Source organism: Bacillus sp. RO1, assembly GCF_012524115.1.
GTDB lineage: Bacteria > Bacillota > Bacilli > Bacillales > Bacillaceae_I > Sutcliffiella_A.
The window spans coordinates 39,846-57,812 of sequence record NZ_JAAZWB010000091.1; the positions used below are offsets into that span (position 1 = coordinate 39,846).

At 42.7% G+C, this 17,967-nt stretch carries 19 protein-coding genes; all 19 read left to right on the forward strand.

Annotated elements, in window-relative coordinates; all coding sequences use genetic code 11:
- Positions 1 to 40 precede the first annotated feature (40 nt).
- The 19 genes from HC179_RS20250 (at position 41) to lysS (ending at position 17,540) form a co-directional block, all read left to right on the forward strand.
- The gene (locus tag HC179_RS20250; protein ID WP_168865998.1) at positions 41 to 778 is read left to right on the forward strand and encodes a VWA domain-containing protein; all 738 of its coding nucleotides are present in this window, start codon (positions 41 to 43) and stop codon (positions 776 to 778) included.
- A complete protein-coding gene (locus HC179_RS20255) occupies positions 744 to 1,790 on the forward strand; it encodes a protein kinase domain-containing protein (RefSeq protein WP_168865999.1) in 1,047 nt (348 codons plus the stop codon). Before HC179_RS20250 ends, HC179_RS20255 begins: the two co-directional genes overlap by 35 nt.
- Positions 1,791 to 1,932: 142 nt before the next feature.
- The gene (gene tilS / locus HC179_RS20260; protein ID WP_168866000.1) at positions 1,933 to 3,354 is read left to right on the forward strand and encodes a tRNA lysidine(34) synthetase TilS; all 1,422 of its coding nucleotides are present in this window, start codon (positions 1,933 to 1,935) and stop codon (positions 3,352 to 3,354) included.
- Positions 3,351 to 3,899, forward strand: a complete 549-nt coding sequence (gene hpt / locus HC179_RS20265) for a hypoxanthine phosphoribosyltransferase (protein ID WP_010191424.1) — start codon at positions 3,351 to 3,353, stop codon at positions 3,897 to 3,899. The genes tilS and hpt overlap by 4 nt, the downstream gene beginning before the upstream one ends.
- An 85-nt stretch (positions 3,900 to 3,984) precedes the next feature.
- The gene (gene ftsH, locus HC179_RS20270) at positions 3,985 to 5,919 is read left to right on the forward strand and encodes an ATP-dependent zinc metalloprotease FtsH (protein WP_168866001.1); all 1,935 of its coding nucleotides are present in this window, start codon (positions 3,985 to 3,987) and stop codon (positions 5,917 to 5,919) included.
- Positions 5,920 to 6,037: 118 nt separating this feature from the next.
- Entirely contained in the window at positions 6,038 to 6,238 is a 201-nt protein-coding gene (locus HC179_RS20275) for a hypothetical protein (protein WP_168866002.1), read from the forward strand.
- 117 nt (positions 6,239 to 6,355) lie between these two features.
- The gene (locus HC179_RS20280) at positions 6,356 to 7,129 is read left to right on the forward strand and encodes a type III pantothenate kinase (protein WP_060666727.1); all 774 of its coding nucleotides are present in this window, start codon (positions 6,356 to 6,358) and stop codon (positions 7,127 to 7,129) included.
- Between the two features lie 22 nt (positions 7,130 to 7,151).
- Positions 7,152 to 8,033, forward strand: coding sequence for an Hsp33 family molecular chaperone HslO (gene hslO / locus HC179_RS20285; protein ID WP_168866003.1), 882 nt, complete (start codon positions 7,152 to 7,154; stop codon positions 8,031 to 8,033).
- 9 nt (positions 8,034 to 8,042) lie between these two features.
- Entirely contained in the window at positions 8,043 to 8,960 is a 918-nt protein-coding gene (locus HC179_RS20290; RefSeq protein ID WP_168866004.1) for a peptidyl-prolyl cis-trans isomerase, read from the forward strand.
- 93 nt (positions 8,961 to 9,053) lie between these two features.
- Entirely contained in the window at positions 9,054 to 9,980 is a 927-nt protein-coding gene (gene cysK, locus HC179_RS20295) for a cysteine synthase A (RefSeq protein WP_168866005.1), read from the forward strand.
- A gap of 115 nt (positions 9,981 to 10,095) precedes the next feature.
- On the forward strand, positions 10,096 to 11,526 hold the full coding sequence (locus tag HC179_RS20300; protein WP_168866014.1) for an anthranilate synthase component I family protein: 1,431 nt from the start codon (positions 10,096 to 10,098) through the stop codon (positions 11,524 to 11,526).
- Positions 11,523 to 12,104, forward strand: a complete 582-nt coding sequence (pabA, locus tag HC179_RS20305) for an aminodeoxychorismate/anthranilate synthase component II (protein ID WP_168866006.1) — start codon at positions 11,523 to 11,525, stop codon at positions 12,102 to 12,104. The genes HC179_RS20300 and pabA overlap by 4 nt, the downstream gene beginning before the upstream one ends.
- Position 12,105: 1 nt before the next feature.
- Entirely contained in the window at positions 12,106 to 13,029 is a 924-nt protein-coding gene (gene pabC / locus HC179_RS20310) for an aminodeoxychorismate lyase (protein ID WP_168866007.1), read from the forward strand.
- Complete coding sequence (gene folP / locus HC179_RS20315; protein WP_168866008.1) at positions 12,980 to 13,834, forward strand: dihydropteroate synthase; 855 nt, start codon at positions 12,980 to 12,982, stop codon at positions 13,832 to 13,834. Before pabC ends, folP begins: the two co-directional genes overlap by 50 nt.
- Positions 13,827 to 14,189 carry a dihydroneopterin aldolase gene (gene folB, locus HC179_RS20320; RefSeq protein WP_168866015.1) on the forward strand — a complete coding sequence of 121 codons (363 nt, stop codon included), beginning with the start codon at positions 13,827 to 13,829 and terminating at the stop codon, positions 14,187 to 14,189. Before folP ends, folB begins: the two co-directional genes overlap by 8 nt.
- On the forward strand, positions 14,189 to 14,707 hold the full coding sequence (gene folK, locus HC179_RS20325) for a 2-amino-4-hydroxy-6-hydroxymethyldihydropteridine diphosphokinase (protein WP_168866009.1): 519 nt from the start codon (positions 14,189 to 14,191) through the stop codon (positions 14,705 to 14,707). The genes folB and folK overlap by 1 nt, the downstream gene beginning before the upstream one ends.
- On the forward strand, positions 14,659 to 14,889 hold the full coding sequence (locus tag HC179_RS20330) for a helix-turn-helix domain-containing protein (protein WP_168866010.1): 231 nt from the start codon (positions 14,659 to 14,661) through the stop codon (positions 14,887 to 14,889). Before folK ends, HC179_RS20330 begins: the two co-directional genes overlap by 49 nt.
- The gene (gene dusB, locus HC179_RS20335; protein ID WP_168866011.1) at positions 14,889 to 15,890 is read left to right on the forward strand and encodes a tRNA dihydrouridine synthase DusB; all 1,002 of its coding nucleotides are present in this window, start codon (positions 14,889 to 14,891) and stop codon (positions 15,888 to 15,890) included. The genes HC179_RS20330 and dusB overlap by 1 nt, the downstream gene beginning before the upstream one ends.
- A 159-nt stretch (positions 15,891 to 16,049) precedes the next feature.
- On the forward strand, positions 16,050 to 17,540 hold the full coding sequence (gene lysS / locus HC179_RS20340) for a lysine--tRNA ligase (protein ID WP_168866012.1): 1,491 nt from the start codon (positions 16,050 to 16,052) through the stop codon (positions 17,538 to 17,540).
- The last annotated feature ends 427 nt before the right edge of the window (positions 17,541 to 17,967 follow it).

Below are 17,967 nucleotides of genomic sequence, written 5' to 3' on the forward strand. Positions count from 1 at the left end.
ATGGCTAATGTAAATTATACGCATTAGGAGGGGACGAAACGTGTATAAAGGAACGTTAAAACAAATTCTATTAATTACAGACGGATGCTCAAATTCAGGGGATGACCCAATTGCCATGGCAGCCCTAGCGAAAGAACAGGGTATTACAGTAAATGTTATTGGGGTGATGGATGAGGATACGATAGATGAAAGAGGAATGCAAGAGATAGAGGGGATCGCAATGTCTGGTGGTGGCGTCAGTCAAATTGTGTATGCCAAGAACTTATCTCAGACAGTCCAGATGGTGACCAGAAAAGCGATGACCCAAACATTACAGGGGGTTATTAATAAGGAGCTTCAACAAATATTGGGTTCAGAAACTTCCATGGAGGACCTTCCGCCTGAGAAACGCGGGGAAGTGATGGAAGTAGTGGATGAACTAGGTGAAACGGTTTCCCTGCAGGTGCTGATTCTTGTTGATACTAGTGCTAGCATGAAGTCCAAGCTTCCAACCGTCAAGGAAGCACTATTGGATTTGGCACTAAGCTTGAATGCAAGAATTGGTGATAACCAGTTTTCAGCCTTTGTTTTCCCGGGAAAACGCCAAGAAGTGGAGAAGATCTTAGATTGGACACCGAAGTTGGAATCGCTGTCCAGTATTTTTCCAAAGCTATCGACAGGCGGGATCACGCCAACAGGTCCTGCCATTCAAGAAGCCATTCCTTATTTTAAAGAAACACGTAACCTGAGGAGCTTGATTTCCGATGATGAACAATACTATGAAGAATCCGGTAGGTAATCTGCCTCAAGGGACGACCATTATCGGAAAATGGCATAAAGAGAGATACACCATTGTCAGAACACTCGGGTACGGTGCGACGGGGTATGTATATCTAACTAGGAGTTCAAAGGGATTAGCTGCATTAAAAATAAGTGAAAACAGCATGTCCATTACTTCTGAGGTTAATGTCCTGCGTCATTTTTCGAAGGTCCAAGGGTTCTCCCTGGGGCCTTCTTTGTTAGATGTAGATGATTGGGAGAGGCCAAGCCTTGGTGGAAAACAGACTTTTTCCTTTTATGTGATGGAATTTCTCGAAGGGGAGCCTCTTTTATCTTTTGTCCAAAAAAGGGGAATGGAATGGGCTGGCATTCTAACTTTGCAATTGCTTACAGATCTTGAAACGCTTCATCGTGAAGGTTGGGTGTTTGGAGATCTGAAGCCCGATAATCTCATTGTAACGGCAACCCCTCCAAAAGTACGGCTTGTGGATGTTGGAGGCACGACCCAGCATGGCCGGGCCATTAAAGAATTCACAGAGTTTTTTGACCGGGGTTATTGGGGACTGGGTTCTAGGAAGGCAGAAGCTAATTACGATCTATTTGCCGTAGCAATGATTATGATTCACATCTGTTACCCAAAACAATTCCAAAAGAACGGAGAGGGCGGAATTAAGCAACTAGAAGAGCAGATTGACAAAAACGCTTGGCTAAAAAGGTATAAAATTGTCCTGATGCGAGCGTTAGCCGGTGAATATTCCTCTGCACATGAAATGAAAAACGGTATGCTTTCTGTCATGAGCCAACGTAACCCAAGTAACTCTCCAAAAGGGCCGGCACAGCGGACAGTAAACAACAAAGCCAAACAAGGCCTAACCTCAAGGACAAGTCGAGTAGGAGGAAGAGCAGCTACGAGTAAACCTGTAAATCCTGTGCCACAGAAAGCCACAAGCAAAGGGTGGATGGAAACTGCCGTGCTATTATCGGTTATTTTGTTTGCTTATTTCTTCTATTTATATGGTCAGATAATGTAGGTATAAGCGTTTTGAGGATGTGTACGGGGGTATAAAGCAGTATGGATGTTTTTGGATAAGCATCTATTTTTGCAGGAGAAGAAGTCAAATGGTAGGATAAAATAGAAATTATACGCGTAGATTAAAGGAATGGGTACACAATATGTGGGAGACTGTCTCGACATTCATAGATAAATATGACTTGCTGCCAGCCAACTCGACTGTGGTGGTTGGTGTCAGTGGCGGAGCAGATTCCATGGGTTTGCTTCATTATTTAGATTCCATTAAAGAAGCTAAGGACCTGAAGCTAGTAGTAGCCCACGTCGATCATATGTTCCGAGGGGCGGAATCCGAAGAGGATATGAAATTTGTAAAGCAACAAAGTGAAAAGAGGAGTCTTCTTTTTGAAGCAGAACAAATCAATGTGTCTGCCTATCAGAAAGAGAAGAAACTCACCGTGCAAGTTGCAGCAAGAGAATGCCGCTATGCTTTTTATGAAAAAGTGATGAAGAAACATCATGCTGACTTCCTTGCGCTCGGTCACCATGCAGACGATCAGGTGGAAACCATTCTGATGAGACTTGGAAGGGGATCTTCTATGACTGGTTACGCAGGGATACTTCCTAAACGGGCCTTTGGAGATGGAGTGATTATTCGTCCGTTCTTAACTGTAACAAAGTCTGAAATCTTGGAATATCTAACTGTCCATGGCGTTCCATTCAGGCATGATCCCAGCAATGACAAGGACGCCTACAGAAGAAACAGGCTGCGGCATCACATTCTACCAGTTTTGAAGGAGGAATTTCCTGGACTTCATAAGAGGTTTCAAGCTTTCAGCGAGCAAATACAGGAGAGTGAACAATACATAGGGGCGTTAGTGGAAAAGGAATGGATTGCCGTTATTAAGAGTAAAGCAAACGATAGAGTGATATTGGATATCAAACCATTGCTTTTAATGGCTAAACCTTTACAAAGGCGTGGGATTCAACTAATATTAAACTATCTCTATAATAATGAAATTCCTCCATCTCTTTCCTCTATACATATTGATAATTTATTATCCTTATTGGAAAGTGAACACCCTTCTGGAAGGCTGCATTTCCCAAATGGCTTACAGGTTTTCAAATCTTATGATGAATGCACATTGACATTTGATAAGGATGAATATGATAAAGCCTACAAGCATAAGCTTGAAGTCCCTGGTAATGTGGCGTTAGCAACCGATTTTAAGATCACCAGCGAGATTCGGACACTTGAAAAACCTCAAGATGTCAAAGAAAATCAAGCTGTGATTGATTTATCGAAGGTCGCTCTTCCGTTATATGTGAGAACCCGTTTCGACGGCGATCGAATGAAACTGAAGGGGACAAACGGTTCCAAAAAAATCAAAAGCATCTTCATTGAAGGTAAAATACCTCTTCAACAACGAGAAATATGGCCTTTAATTGTCGATGCCAACCATGAGATTTTGTGGATACCCATGCTTAAACGTTCCGCTTTCGAAGCAACAGAGGAAACGATGGGTCCTGTTTTAGTATTAACTTGCAAAACGAGTCAAAAAGTTTGGGAGGCAACAAAGAAATGAACAAAGATATCGAAAAAGTACTCTTTAGTGAAGAAGAGCTTCAAGTAAAGGTTAGAGAACTAGGTGCACAATTAACAGAGGACTACAGTGATCGTTTTCCTTTGGCGATTGGTGTGTTAAAAGGCGCAATGCCTTTCATGGGTGACCTTATCAAACGTATGGATACATATTTGGAAATGGATTTCATGGACGTTTCAAGCTACGGAAACTCCACTGTTTCCTCTGGTGAAGTAAAGATCCTAAAAGACTTAGATACTTCAGTTGAAGGAAGAGACATCCTGATCATCGAAGACATCATCGACAGCGGTTTGACGCTAAGCTACCTAGTGGAATTATTCCGCTACCGTAAAGCGAAATCCATCAAGATTGTTACACTACTTGACAAACCAAGTGGAAGAAAAGCTGATATCACAGCTGACTATGTTGGGTTCATCGTACCAGATGAATTTGTTGTAGGTTATGGCCTTGATTATGCTGAAAAATATCGTAACCTTCCGTATATCGGAGTATTAAAACCTGAAATTTATTCTAACGTAGAAGAATAAGCTATCCCAATACAGATTCCTTGAATTGGATTAATTTACTATGTTACTATTGGTTTAGTTTGGCTATCGTGGGAGGAGGTAAGGGATGAACAGAATATTTCGTAATACCATCTTTTATTTATTAATATTTTTAGTGGTCATTGGTGTTGTGAGCTTTTTCAATAGCCCTAACACGAGCGAAAAACCGATCACCTATAATACATTCATCCAGAATCTTGAAGAAAATAAGGTGGAGGAATTCACCATTCAGCCAACGCGTTCGGTGTATGAAGCGCGTGGTAAGTTGGAAGGCGCTGCAGAAGGAGAGACTTTTGTATCCGTATTTCCAAATAGTGCAAGTGCTTTGGAACGCGTAGAATCCATTGCCCAAGAGCAGAAGATTCCAATGACAGTAGATCCGGCGGAAGAAACGAGCGGATGGGTAACCTTCTTTACTTCCATCATTCCTTTTGTCATTATTTTTATCCTATTCTTCTTCTTACTGAATCAAGCGCAGGGCGGCGGAAGTCGTGTCATGAACTTTGGTAAAAGTAAGGCAAAGCTATATAGCGAAGAGAAGAAAAAGGTTAAATTTAAAGACGTTGCCGGTGCAGATGAGGAAAAGCAAGAGCTTGTCGAGGTTGTGGAATTCTTAAAGGATCCACGCAAATTCTCCGAGCTTGGTGCACGTATCCCTAAAGGGGTTCTGCTTGTTGGACCTCCTGGTACAGGTAAAACGTTACTAGCGAGAGCGGTGGCAGGAGAAGCTGGCGTACCATTCTTCTCTATCAGTGGATCTGACTTTGTGGAAATGTTCGTCGGGGTCGGTGCATCCCGTGTACGTGACCTTTTTGAAAATGCGAAAAAGAACGCTCCATGTATCATTTTCATCGATGAGATCGATGCAGTAGGTCGCCAACGTGGCGCAGGCCTAGGTGGAGGTCATGATGAGCGTGAACAGACTTTGAACCAATTGCTTGTTGAAATGGATGGTTTCGGAGCGAATGAAGGGATTATTATCGTTGCCGCAACGAACAGACCGGACATTCTTGACCCGGCATTATTGAGACCTGGTCGCTTTGACCGTCAAATCACGGTAGATCGTCCTGACTTGAAAGGCCGTGAAGCAGTACTGAAAGTCCATGCAAGAAACAAACCTATCGATGATAGTATCAATATGAAGACAATTGCGATGCGTACCCCTGGTTTCTCCGGAGCGGACCTTGAAAACTTGTTGAATGAAGCGGCACTTGTTGCTGCAAGACAAGACAAGAAGCATATCGATATGTTGGATATTGATGAGGCAATTGATAGAGTAATTGCTGGACCTGCTAAAAAGAGCAGAGTTATCTCTCAAAAAGAGCGAAATATCGTTGCATACCATGAAGCGGGCCATACGATTATTGGTGTCGTATTGGATGAAGCTGATACGGTACATAAAGTGACAATCGTACCTCGCGGGCAGGCTGGTGGTTATGCGGTCATGCTTCCAAAAGAAGATCGTTACTTTATGACTAAACCAGAGCTATTAGATAAGATCACAGGTCTATTGGGTGGTCGTGTTGCAGAGGAAATCACATTTGGTGAAGCAAGTACTGGTGCCCACAATGACTTCCAACGTGCAACAGGTATAGCGCGTAAAATGGTAACCGAATACGGAATGAGCGAAAAGCTTGGCCCGTTACAATTTGGTCAGGCTTCAGGAGGGCAAGTATTCCTTGGCCGTGATATCCAAAATGAGCAAAACTACAGTGATGCCATTGCACACCAAATTGATATGGAAATTCAACGTTTCATCAAAGAGTGTTATGAAAGAGCGAAGCAAATTCTTACCGAGAACCGAGATAAGCTGGAGCTTGTAGCGCAAACTCTATTAGAAGTTGAAACACTTGATGCAGATCAAATCAAACACCTATTTGACAAAGGGAAGCTTCCAGAACTTCCTACAAAGGCTGATGGTGGCGAAGATGTGAAAGTGAATATCAACTCTAAAAAAGATGAAAACAAAACTGAATCCACTGATCAAAACAAACCTGAATAAATAAAAAGGTGCCTGGAGTAAAATCAGGCACCTTTTTTATGTGATCCAAAGTGTCAAATAGGATTATCCCCTGTTGATGGAAGTGCAGGGGTGAGACTCCTGCGGGGAAGTAGCGGCAATGTTGAGAGCAATCACGAAGGAGAACGCAGAAAAACTGAAAATTTATGTGGTGAAAGAATTTATAGCTTTTGATTGGAGCAAAAGGCGAAGACTCCTGAGGGAGATAGCGCTAGGTGGAGACCCCACAGGCGTAGCCGAGGAGGCTCCAGCAGCGCCCCTAGGAAAGCGAAGCCCGGAACGGAAGGGAACAGGGAGTTAACAAGAACAGTAGAATTCTGTCGAATCATGATTTCCCAAGGAATAATAATTTCTATTGGGTCAGTTAGGTTACCATATAGTATAATGAAACTAATTTTAAAGCATGGTGGGGATATAAATGTTATTTGTGTTAGATGTCGGTAATACCAATACCGTAATAGGTGTATATGACGGAGAAGAATTAAAGCATCACTGGCGTGTCGAAACAAGCCGTAATAAAACAGAAGACGAATTTGGCATGATCTTTAAATCTCTCCTTGAACATGTGGGCTTAAGTTTTAAAGACTTTGAAGGAATCATCATTTCTTCCGTTGTGCCGCCAATCATGTTCTCCCTTGAGAGAATGTGTCAAAAATATTTTCATCTGAAACCATTGATTGTCGGACCAGGAATCAAAACAGGCTTAAATATAAAGTATGAAAATCCAAGAGAAGTTGGAGCAGACAGAATCGTCAATGCGGTCGCAGGGATCCATCTTTACGGAAGCCCGTTAATCATTGTGGACTTTGGGACTGCAACCACGTATTGCTACATAAACGAGGACAAGCAATATATGGGTGGCGCAATCGCACCGGGAATCAGCATTTCCACAGAAGCGCTTTATTCCCGTGCATCCAAGCTTCCTAGAATAGAAATAGCAAGACCAGATGGAGTAATTGGTAAAAACACCGTAAGTGCGATGCAAGCGGGTATTCTTTTTGGCTATGTTGGTCAAGTTGAGGGTATCGTAAATCGTATGAAGAGACAAAGTGACGTAACCCCTAAAGTTATTGCTACTGGTGGCCTTGCTGCGCTTATCGGTAATGAATCAGATGTCATTGATATCGTAGATCCTTTCTTAACGTTGAAGGGACTGCATTTGATTTACATGAAAAATACTAAAGAGGATTGAAATTTGAAAGGAGCTAACTAGCATGTCAGACTATCTCGTAAAAGCTTTGGCTTTTGAAGGCCAGGTACGTGCATATGGAATCAGAACAACAGAAACAGTGGGAGAAGCTCAACAACGCCATCAGACATGGCCAACCGCTTCTGCAGCATTAGGACGGGCGATGACTGCTTCCGTCATGATGGGTGCGATGTTAAAGGGAGAAAATAAACTTACCGTGAAAATTGATGGCGGTGGTCCAATCGGGGTAATTTTAGTCGACAGCAATGCAAAGGGGCAAGTTCGTGGTTATGTTACCAACCCACAAACGCATTTTGACTTGAATCAGCACGGTAAACTTGATGTAGCACGTGCGGTCGGAACCAACGGAACGCTTTCTGTTGTTAAGGACCTCGGACTTAGAGAACATTTTTCTGGTCAAACCGAATTGATATCAGGAGAGCTAGGAGAAGATTTTACTTATTACCTTGTATCTTCCGAACAAGTTCCCTCTGCAGTCGGAGTGGGCGTGCTTGTTAACCCTGACAATACCATTCTTGCAGCGGGAGGATTCATCATTCAGCTTTTACCAGGAACGTCAGAAGAGACGATTACATTGATTGAAGAGAAAATCAACAATATGACTCCTGTATCCAAGTTGATTGAAAGAGGCTTAACGCCGGAGGAACTTTTGACAGAAATTCTTGGTGAAGGGAATGTTAAGTTCCTGGAAACCATGCCGATTGAATTCAAATGTACATGTTCAAAAGAGCGTTTTGAACAAGCAATCATTTCATTGGGAGAAAAGGATATAACAGAAATTATCGAGGAAGACGGTCAAGCAGAAACACACTGCCATTTCTGTAATGCAAGGTATCTTTTCAGCAAAGAGGAATTAGAGGCAATGAGGGAGCAAGTAAAAGGCTAGGGGGCACATATGAACCAAAAGCGGAGATTAAAACAAAAGTGGGTATGGAATATCATCTTTGGTCTTGTGATTATTAATTGTCTCACTCTAGCTGTAGTGGTAAAACAGAGCTTCTCGTTAAAAGAGGCAGCTTTTGTAAATGGTCAAGCCAATATTGTTGCAACAGTTGGAGATACCGTCATTACGAGGAAAGATATGTTAGAGGAACTTGAAGGCATGTATGGACAGGAAATGCTGACGAAAATGGTCAATAATGAAGTGGTTAAACAAATTGCGAAGAAATACAATGTGACAGTATCAGAACAGTCGGTCGACAGAGAATGGAAAATGATTAAAACGATGTACAGCCGTTCTCCTATGCATACGAATACTTCTGAAGAGCTTGTGAAAGAACAGATTCGTTCTAGCTTATTGCTCGAAGAATTACTTGTTAAAGATGTCACGATACCAGAAACGGAATTGCAAAGCTATTATCAAGAAAACAAGCAGCTATATACGATTGAGGACTCTTTTCATCTCTCTCATATTATCGTAGAGACCAGGGATGAGGCAGAAACTGTTGTAAAAGAATTAAAGGATGGTTCTAATTTTACGTCTCTTGCAATGGAAGTCTCAACGGATGAGTTGACGGCAAATCAAGGAGGAGACCTTGGATTTTTAACACATGAATCGCAAGTCTATCCGACTGTCTATATGACAGAAGCTGCAAACCTGAAAGCAAAGTCGTGGAGCGATCCTATTTCTGTTGACGGAAAATATGCAATCATCTACCTTCATGAAAAAATAGACGGAGTCACATATTCCTTTGAAGAAGTAAAAGATCAGATTCGCCGACATCTTGCTATGGAACACATGGACGGTTCGGTGGATGCCTCGATATTCTGGGACGAAGTTGGTGTGGAGTGGAACCTTCCTTCTGCACAATAGGTCGAACCAAATAAATTGACAATTCAGATTTAATGGTGTTAAATGGGATTAATCCGACAAAAACACTAAGTTTTAAAGGCAGGGGGAAAAATAATGGTACGAGTAGCAAATTCTATTGATGAGTTAGTCGGGAATACTCCCGTCGTAAAGCTAAATCGAATTGTAGAAGAAGACATGGCAGATGTGTATCTGAAGCTTGAATTTATGAATCCTGGCAGCAGTGTTAAGGATCGTATCGCCCTAGCGATGATTGACGCTGCTATAGAAGACGGCAAGTTAAAAGAAGGCGACACCATTATCGAGCCAACAAGTGGAAACACCGGAATCGGACTCGCAATGATTGCGGCAGCTAAAGGATTAAAGGCTATCTTGGTCATGCCTGAGACGATGAGTTTGGAGAGAAGAAATCTCCTCCGTGCATATGGAGCAGAATTAGTGCTTACACCAGGTCCAGAAGGCATGGGTGGGGCAATTAGAAAAGCGGAAGAATTGGCAAAAGAAAAAGGGTTATTCATGCCGCAGCAATTCAATAATCCGGCAAACCCTGAGATTCACCGTAACACGACAGGCAGAGAAATTGTAAAACAATTCAGCGACGGTCTTGATGCCTTTGTTTCTGGTATCGGAACAGGCGGTACTATTACAGGTGCTGGTGAGGTCTTAAAGGAGGCATTCCCTGGAATTAAGATTATAGCTGTGGAGCCTGCGGATTCCCCGGTGCTTTCTGGTGGAAAACCAGGGCCTCACAAAATTCAAGGAATTGGTGCAGGGTTTGTACCTTCAATCTTAGATACAAACATCTACGATCAAATTATCACAGTGAAAAATGAAGAGGCATTTGAATATGCACGCCTTGCTGCTAAACGTGAAGGGTTGCTTGGGGGTATTTCTTCCGGCGCTGCCATTTCTGCGGCACTGCAAGTGGCAAAAGAGCTAGGAAAAGGCAAAAAGGTGCTGGCAATTATCCCTAGTAACGGGGAGCGCTATTTGAGCACACCATTATATCAATTTGAAGAATAGGTTATCTTAAGGGGAACAGTCTGTTGGACTGTTTCCCTTTTCTTTTATCGTGCATCAGAGTGTAATTTTCATGTAATATAAGGGTAGTATGCAATTTAGGAGCGTGACAGCAAGAATGCAAAAGGTGCCTGTAGGAATTAAGCTAACGTTAAATGAAAATCAATGGTTTGAAAAATATAAAGCACTCGCAAAGGACAAGCCTTATCATGTCCTGTTGGAGAGTGGACGTGGGGGAAGATATCATATTATCGGACTCGACCCAATCGCCTCCATTCAAGGGAAAGGACAAGAGCTGCACATTGATCATCTGGATGGGAAAAAGGAAAAAAGAAATGGGAACCCTCTGTCCCTATTACAAGAAATCATTTCTGAGCGATCTATTCAGAAACTACAAGGTTTCCCTGACTTTACAGGAGGAGCAATTGGCTATTTGACCTATGATTGTGTCAGATATATTGAGCGTTTACCGGAAATTGCGGAGGATGACCTTGCCCTGCCTGACCTTTATTTTTTATTATTTGATGATGTATTTGTATATGACAAGCAAGAAAGCGTGCTTTATTTAATCAGCCATTCTCATGAAGGACAAGAAGAGACTGCCAAAACACGACTCGAGCAATATAAAAAGCAATGGGAACTGCCTTTAGAAGAAGCTAGCTATCCATATACACCAGAAAGACAACCTTTAAAAAACAGAGAGGTCTCTTTTACAGAAGAGGACTTCATAAAAGCTGTGAAGAAGGTTCAAGCATATATAGCACAAGGTGATGTTTTTCAGGTGAATCTTTCTGTCAGGCAGGCAGAGACACTCATGACTCATCCGATGGAAGTCTACTCCTCTTTGAGAAAGATAAACCCTTCTCCATATATGGGATATTTGCAGTTTCCTGATTTCCAGCTGGTCAGCGGTTCCCCGGAGCTTTTAGTGAAGAAAAAAGGCGACGTGGTAAGTACACGGCCAATTGCAGGGACCAGATCCCGTGGCAAGACGGACGAAGAGGACCGCAAGCTTGCACAAGAGCTGATTGATAATGAAAAAGAGCGTGCCGAACATGTCATGCTAGTGGACCTGGAGCGGAATGACCTGGGCCGGGTCTGTGAGTACGGCACGGTAGAAGTGAATGAGTTCATGGCTATCGAAAAATATTCGCATGTCATGCACATTGTCTCCAATGTTCAGGGGGAATTGAAAAAAGGAAAGAATATTTCTGATATTATTGAGGCGACCTTTCCTGGAGGTACGATAACAGGTGCACCAAAGGTTAGGACGATGGAGATCATAGAAGAACTTGAGCCGGTAAGACGTTCTGTATATACTGGTTCCATAGGGTGGATTGGCTATGATGGAGAAATGGAACTAAACATCTCCATCCGGACGATGATTGCCAAAGACGGCATGGCTTATGTGCAGGCCGGTGCTGGTGTGGTCATTGATTCTGTGCCGAAGCGTGAATATAAGGAATCCTTAAAGAAAGCCGCGGCCCTATGGAAAGCGAAAGAGCTGAGTGAAGAAGAGGTAAAAAAAAGAGCAGAGGTGAGAGTATGATTTTAATGATTGATAATTATGATTCATTTACGTACAATTTGGTGCAATATTTAGGAGAGCTTGGAGAGGAATTAGTGGTAAAGAGAAACGACGAAATTACCATTGAGGAGATAGAAGAGCTTAATCCTGAGTTTTTAATGATATCTCCTGGACCTTGTTCGCCGAATGAGGCAGGAATTAGTTTAGAAGTAATTAAGCATTTTGCCGGTAAGAAACCAATCTTTGGAGTATGCCTTGGACACCAATCGATTGCCCAAGTGTTTGGCGGAGACGTGATACAGGCGGAAAGATTAATGCATGGCAAGACATCTGAGATGCATCATGACGGGAAGACAATTTTCCGTACCTTGGCAAATCCATTTGTTGCGACAAGATACCATTCTTTAATTGTGAAAAAGGAAACCCTTCCGGAGTGCTTTGAAATAACAGCATGGACAGATCAGGATGAGATAATGGCCATCCGCCACAAAGAGCTTCCAATCGAAGGAGTTCAATTTCACCCGGAATCCATCATGACCTCCGTAGGGAAAGAATTATTGCGCAACTTCATCTCAACTTATTCTCCCAAAAAGGTATAACATGATTGTTTATAAAGACGGAAGCTGGCAGCCGATAGAAGAGACAAATGTTTCGGTTATGGATCATGGTTTTCTATATGGAGTGGGGCTTTTTGAAACGTTCCGCACGTATAAAGGCCTCCCGTTCTTGTTTCACGATCACCTGAGGCGTTTAAGGGACGGGTTAGAGTCGGTCTATATAGAGTGGGACCATTCAGATGAGCAGTTATATAAATTGATAACAGAAGCATTAAAGAAAAACGACTTAACGGATGGTGTAATCCGGCTGAATGTCACTGCCGGCATCAGTAACTGGGGGCTTCCCACAGAGACGTACCGGGCCCCGTCCTTGTTGTTGTTTACAAGGCCTGTACCTGAACACAATGCAGCTAATAAACAGGCTGTAATTTTGAACCGGAGACGCAATACCCCAGAAGGTGATACGAGATTAAAGTCTCACCACTATTTAAATAATCTTTTAGGTAAAAGGGAGTTAGGGACACAGCTGGATGTAGAGGGGATCTTTCTCACGCAGGAAGGCTTTGTGGCAGAAGGACTTGTTTCCAATGTTTTTTGGATAAAAGGGGACACCGTCTATACCCCGAGCATTTCGACAGGAATTCTAAATGGAGTGACTAGAAGGTTCATACTGCACTTATGCACCCTTCTCAAACTGGAAGTGAAAGAAGGGGAATTCCCCGTTAAAGAACTTTTGCAAGCGGATGAGGTGTTTATCACTAACTCTACCCAGGAAATAATAAGGATCAATAAGCTAGATGACACAGTATTCCCTATAGTTGAAACATCGTGGCTCACTTGTCTGAAAGATATATATAAACAGAGTACAGAACAGCAATTGATGACCTATCAACAGGTAAAGAAGGTAGATTGGAAAAATGGGAAATACGAACTTATATCAAACGAATCTGATATGTGGACCATATAACTTGCCGCTGGGTGAAAGAACCTTAATTATGGGGATCTTGAATGCCACGCCGGATTCTTTTTCCGATGGAGGCAAATACAACGAAGTGGAAAGGGCAGTTTTACGCGCTAAGGAACTCGTGGAACAAGGGGCGGACATCCTTGATATAGGCGGGGAATCGACTAGGCCTGGAGCGGAGAAGGTGAGTCTGGAAAAGGAGCTGGAGCGGGTCATTCCAGTTATCCAGGCGATATCCAAGGAAGTGCAAGTGCCCATATCCATTGACACCTATAAAGCAGAAGTGGCAAGGCAGGCAATTCAGGCAGGGGCCCACATCATCAATGATGTATGGGGGGCAAAGGGGGACCCTGATATGCCCGCTGTTGCCGCCGAGCTTCAAGTACCGATCATCCTTATGCAAAATCGGAAAGAGCGGGACTATCACCAATTGATTCCGGATATGATCAGTGACTTGTTTGAGAGTATTACATTGGTAAAGCGTGCCGGGGTGAAGGATGAAAATATCATCTTGGACCCGGGGATAGGGTTTGCTAAAACATATGAGGACAATATCAAAGTGATGCAAAAGCTCGAACACTTTCATACGCTTGGTTACCCACTTCTCCTTGGGACGTCTAGAAAAAGGTTTATCGGCCATGTGTTAGACCTTCCGGCGGAGGAAAGAATGGAAGGGACCGGGGCTACGGTGTGTCTTGGCATACAGAAGGGCTGCCACATTGTCCGTGTACATGATGTGAAAGAGATTGCACGTATGGCGAAAATGATGGATGCCATGCTCTATGAAGGAGGGCTTACCTATCGATAAGATATATGTAAATCAGATGAAATTCTACGGATACCATGGCGTTTTTCCGGAAGAAACAAAACTCGGCCAACGGTTTATGATTGATCTGACAGTGGAACTTGATCTATCCAAAGCAGGTAAATCCGATGACCTAACACAATCCGTCAATTATGCGGACCTCTATAATACATGTAAAAAAGTAGTCGAGGGTGAAACGCATAAATTAGTCGAAACAGTTGCGGAGAGAATTGCAGAGGAGATTTTGTCATCCTTTGAACGGATTAAAAGTTGCACCATCAAAGCCATCAAGCCAGATCCACCAATCCCTGGACATTATGAATCTGTCGCAGTAGAAATTACGAGGGGCCGTTCCTAATGAATACAGCTTATATTGCCCTGGGGTCCAACCAAGGGAACCGTGCCCGGTACCTTCAGGATGCTATCCAACAGATTCATCAACATGACAAGATAACGGTAGAGAAGGAATCTTCCATCTACGAAACAGATCCTGTCGGCTATACAGAACAGGATAAATTTTTAAATATGGTAATTAAAGTTAAAACTCCATTGACATCTGTTGGTTTATTAAAGGTATTACAAGGATTCGAGCATCTTTTTGGCAGGAAAAGAGAAGTACGATGGGGGCCGCGTACTTTAGACCTTGACATTTTATTGTATAACCAAGAAAATATTGAAACAGAAGAGCTTATAATCCCGCACCCAAGAATGTGGGAAAGAGCTTTTGTTTTTGTTCCTTTAATGGAGATCGCGGAAAGTAAAGATCTGCCCATAGAGATAGATAGAAAAGAGCTACTTGCACAACAAGATAGAGAAGGGGTACATGTATGGAAGCCGAGAAGTGGGGAAGACGTATCCGAGCATACCGAAAGCTGAAGGGATATACCCAAGAATCATTCGCAAAAAATCTTCATATATCAGTCTCTGTTTTAGGAGAGGTTGAACGGGGAAACCGCGTTCCTTCACAAGACCTAGTTCAGTCGATTGCCGAGGAACTAAATATTACAGTTAAGGAACTGGAACCACCAGAACTAACCAGGGAGGAGGTCAACAACTGATGTTAAAGATCGGCGATATCACCATGAAAAACCAAGTGGTCTTAGCGCCAATGGCTGGAGTTTGTAATGCAGCATTCCGCCTAACGGTGAAAGAATTTGGAGCAGGCCTTGTCTGTGCCGAGATGGTAAGCGACAAAGCGATTCTCTATAAAAATGCCAAAACGATGGGCATGCTTTATATTGATGAGCGTGAGAAACCACTGAGCCTGCAAATCTTCGGAGGCGAGAAAGATACACTTGTTGAAGCGGCGAAATTCGTGGATAAAAACACAACAGCAGACATCATTGATATTAATATGGGATGCCCGGTACCAAAGATCGTCAAGTGTGACGCAGGTGCCAAATGGCTGCTTGACCCGAACAAAATTTATGAAATGGTGGCAGCTGTCGTCGATGCAGTCGACAAGCCTGTCACAGTTAAAATGCGCACAGGCTGGGACGAAGATCATATCTTTGCCATTGAAAATGCTCGTGCCGTTGAACGCGCAGGCGGGCAAGCGGTAGCGGTCCATGGGCGCACTAGAGTGCAAATGTATGAGGGACATGCTGATTGGGACATCATCAAGCAGGTAAAAGAGTCTGTCAACATTCCAGTCATCGGAAACGGAGATGTTCAAACTCCTCAGGATGCTAAAAGAATGCTAGAGGAAACGGGAGTCGACGGTGTTATGATTGGACGCGCGGCACTCGGGAATCCTTGGATGATCTACAGTACGGTACAGTACTTAGAAACAGGAAAGCTTGTCGGGGAACCATCTGTACGTGAAAAAATGGACGTATGTAAGCTGCACCTTGATCGTCTTATCGACCTTAAAGGAGAAAATACAGCAGTGCGCGAAATGCGAAAACATACAGCGTGGTACCTAAAAGGTATCCGCGGCAATGCATTAGTTCGCAACTCTATTAATGAATGCAACACGAGAATGGATCTTGTAAGCTTGCTTGATAACCTTGTAGAAGAGTCTGAGGCAAAAGAAGCAATGACTTCCCAAGCGATATAAAACTACACTAGGCGACTGTACCCCAAAAACACTATCGAACTGCCAGTAAGTTGCTACTGGCAGTTTTAGCTTTATTTATAGTTGGAAAGTCTATATGATAGATAAAAGAAAAGCTGCTACATAAATGAGTAGATAAATTACTAGTTGGAGTTGAATAGAATGAGTCAAGAAGAATTGAACTTGAATGATCAGTTAATGGTTAGGAGAGAAAAATTACAAAAACACCGCGATAAAGGGTTGGATCCGTTCGGAGCTAGATTTGAACGCACAAATGACTCCAAAGAACTGATTAACCAATACGGTGAAATCGAAAAAGAACAGTTGGACGAACAGGAAATCGCTGTAACGCTAGCAGGTCGTATCATGACAAAGCGCGGTAAAGGAAAAGCAGGTTTTGCACATATCCAGGACCTAACCGGCCAAATCCAATTATACATTCGTAAAGATGCTGTAGGAGATGAAGCATACGAAATCTTCAACTCAGCAGATATCGGGGACATTGTCGGAGTAACAGGCTTTGTTTTCAAAACAAAAGTAGGAGAACTTTCTATTAAAGCGACTTCGTTTGAACTGCTTACAAAAGCATTGCGTCCACTGCCTGAGAAATACCACGGACTTAAAGATGTAGAACAACGTTACCGTCAACGCTATCTTGACTTAATCACAAACCCAGAAAGCAGAGAAACGTTCATTGCACGTTCTAAAATCATCCAAGCGATGCGCCGTTACCTAGACGATCATGGCTACCTGGAAGTGGAAACGCCAATGATGCACTCTATTGCCGGCGGAGCATCAGCACGTCCGTTTATTACACATCACAACACATTGGATATGACTCTATACATGCGTATCGCCATTGAGCTTCACCTAAAACGCCTGATTGTCGGCGGCTTAGAGAAAGTCTATGAAATTGGCCGTGTATTCCGTAACGAAGGTGTATCCACTAGACATAACCCGGAGTTCACCATGATAGAACTATATGAAGCATACGCAGACTACAAAGACATCATGAGCCTTACAGAAAATCTTGTTGCTCACATCGCCAAGGAAGTATTGGGCAGCACGAAGGTTCAGTATGCCGACAGCGAAATTGATCTGACACCTGAGTGGAAGCGACTGCACATGGTTGACGCGGTCAAAGAAGCAACAGGTGTAGACTTTTGGCAGCAGATGACAGACGAAGAAGCTCGTGCTCTTGCAAAAGAACACGGCATTCAAATTACAGAACATATGCAGTTCGGTCATATCTTGAACGAATTCTTCGAGCAGAAAGTAGAAGAGACGCTTATTCAACCTACATTCATTTACGGGCATCCAGTGGAAATTTCCCCACTAGCCAAGAAAAATGCAGAAGATCCACGTTTCACCGATCGTTTTGAATTGTTCATTGTTGGTCGTGAACATGCAAATGCCTTTACTGAGCTTAACGATCCAATCGATCAAAAAGAGCGTTTTGAAGCGCAACTTAAAGAAAAAGAGCAAGGTAATGACGAAGCACACGAAATGGATCACGACTTCATCGAGGCACTTGAATACGGTATGCCGCCAACAGGTGGACTGGGAATTGGAATTGATCGCCTTGTTATGTTGTTGACAAACTCTCCTTCTATTAGAGATGTGTTGTTATTCCCGCAAATGAGACATCGTTAATTCTAAAATGTAACGCCGCACTGTAGAATAAGCAGTGCGGCGTTTTTAGTATAGAGAAAGAATAAAAGGAGTTGTGAAAAAGAACAAAAAGGCGCACTGAATAATGAGACTATTACAACATTATCATTTAACGAAAATAATTTAAAAAACCTATTGCCTTTGTATTCTAGCGATGGTATATTAATATTCGTTGTCACAAACGACATCGTTTCTTCTAAAAAAAGAATTGAAAAAAGTTGTTGACACAAGCCAATTGATTTGGTAAGATAATAAAGTCGCCTTGAGAGAGACGACAGAGCAAATGATCTTTGAAAACTAAACAAAACAACAGCGTCATAACGTCGGTTCTACGGAATACGACAAAATGATTTTAAGTAACACAAGCTAGCAAATTTTGAGCAAAAGCTCAGACTCTTTATTGGAGAGT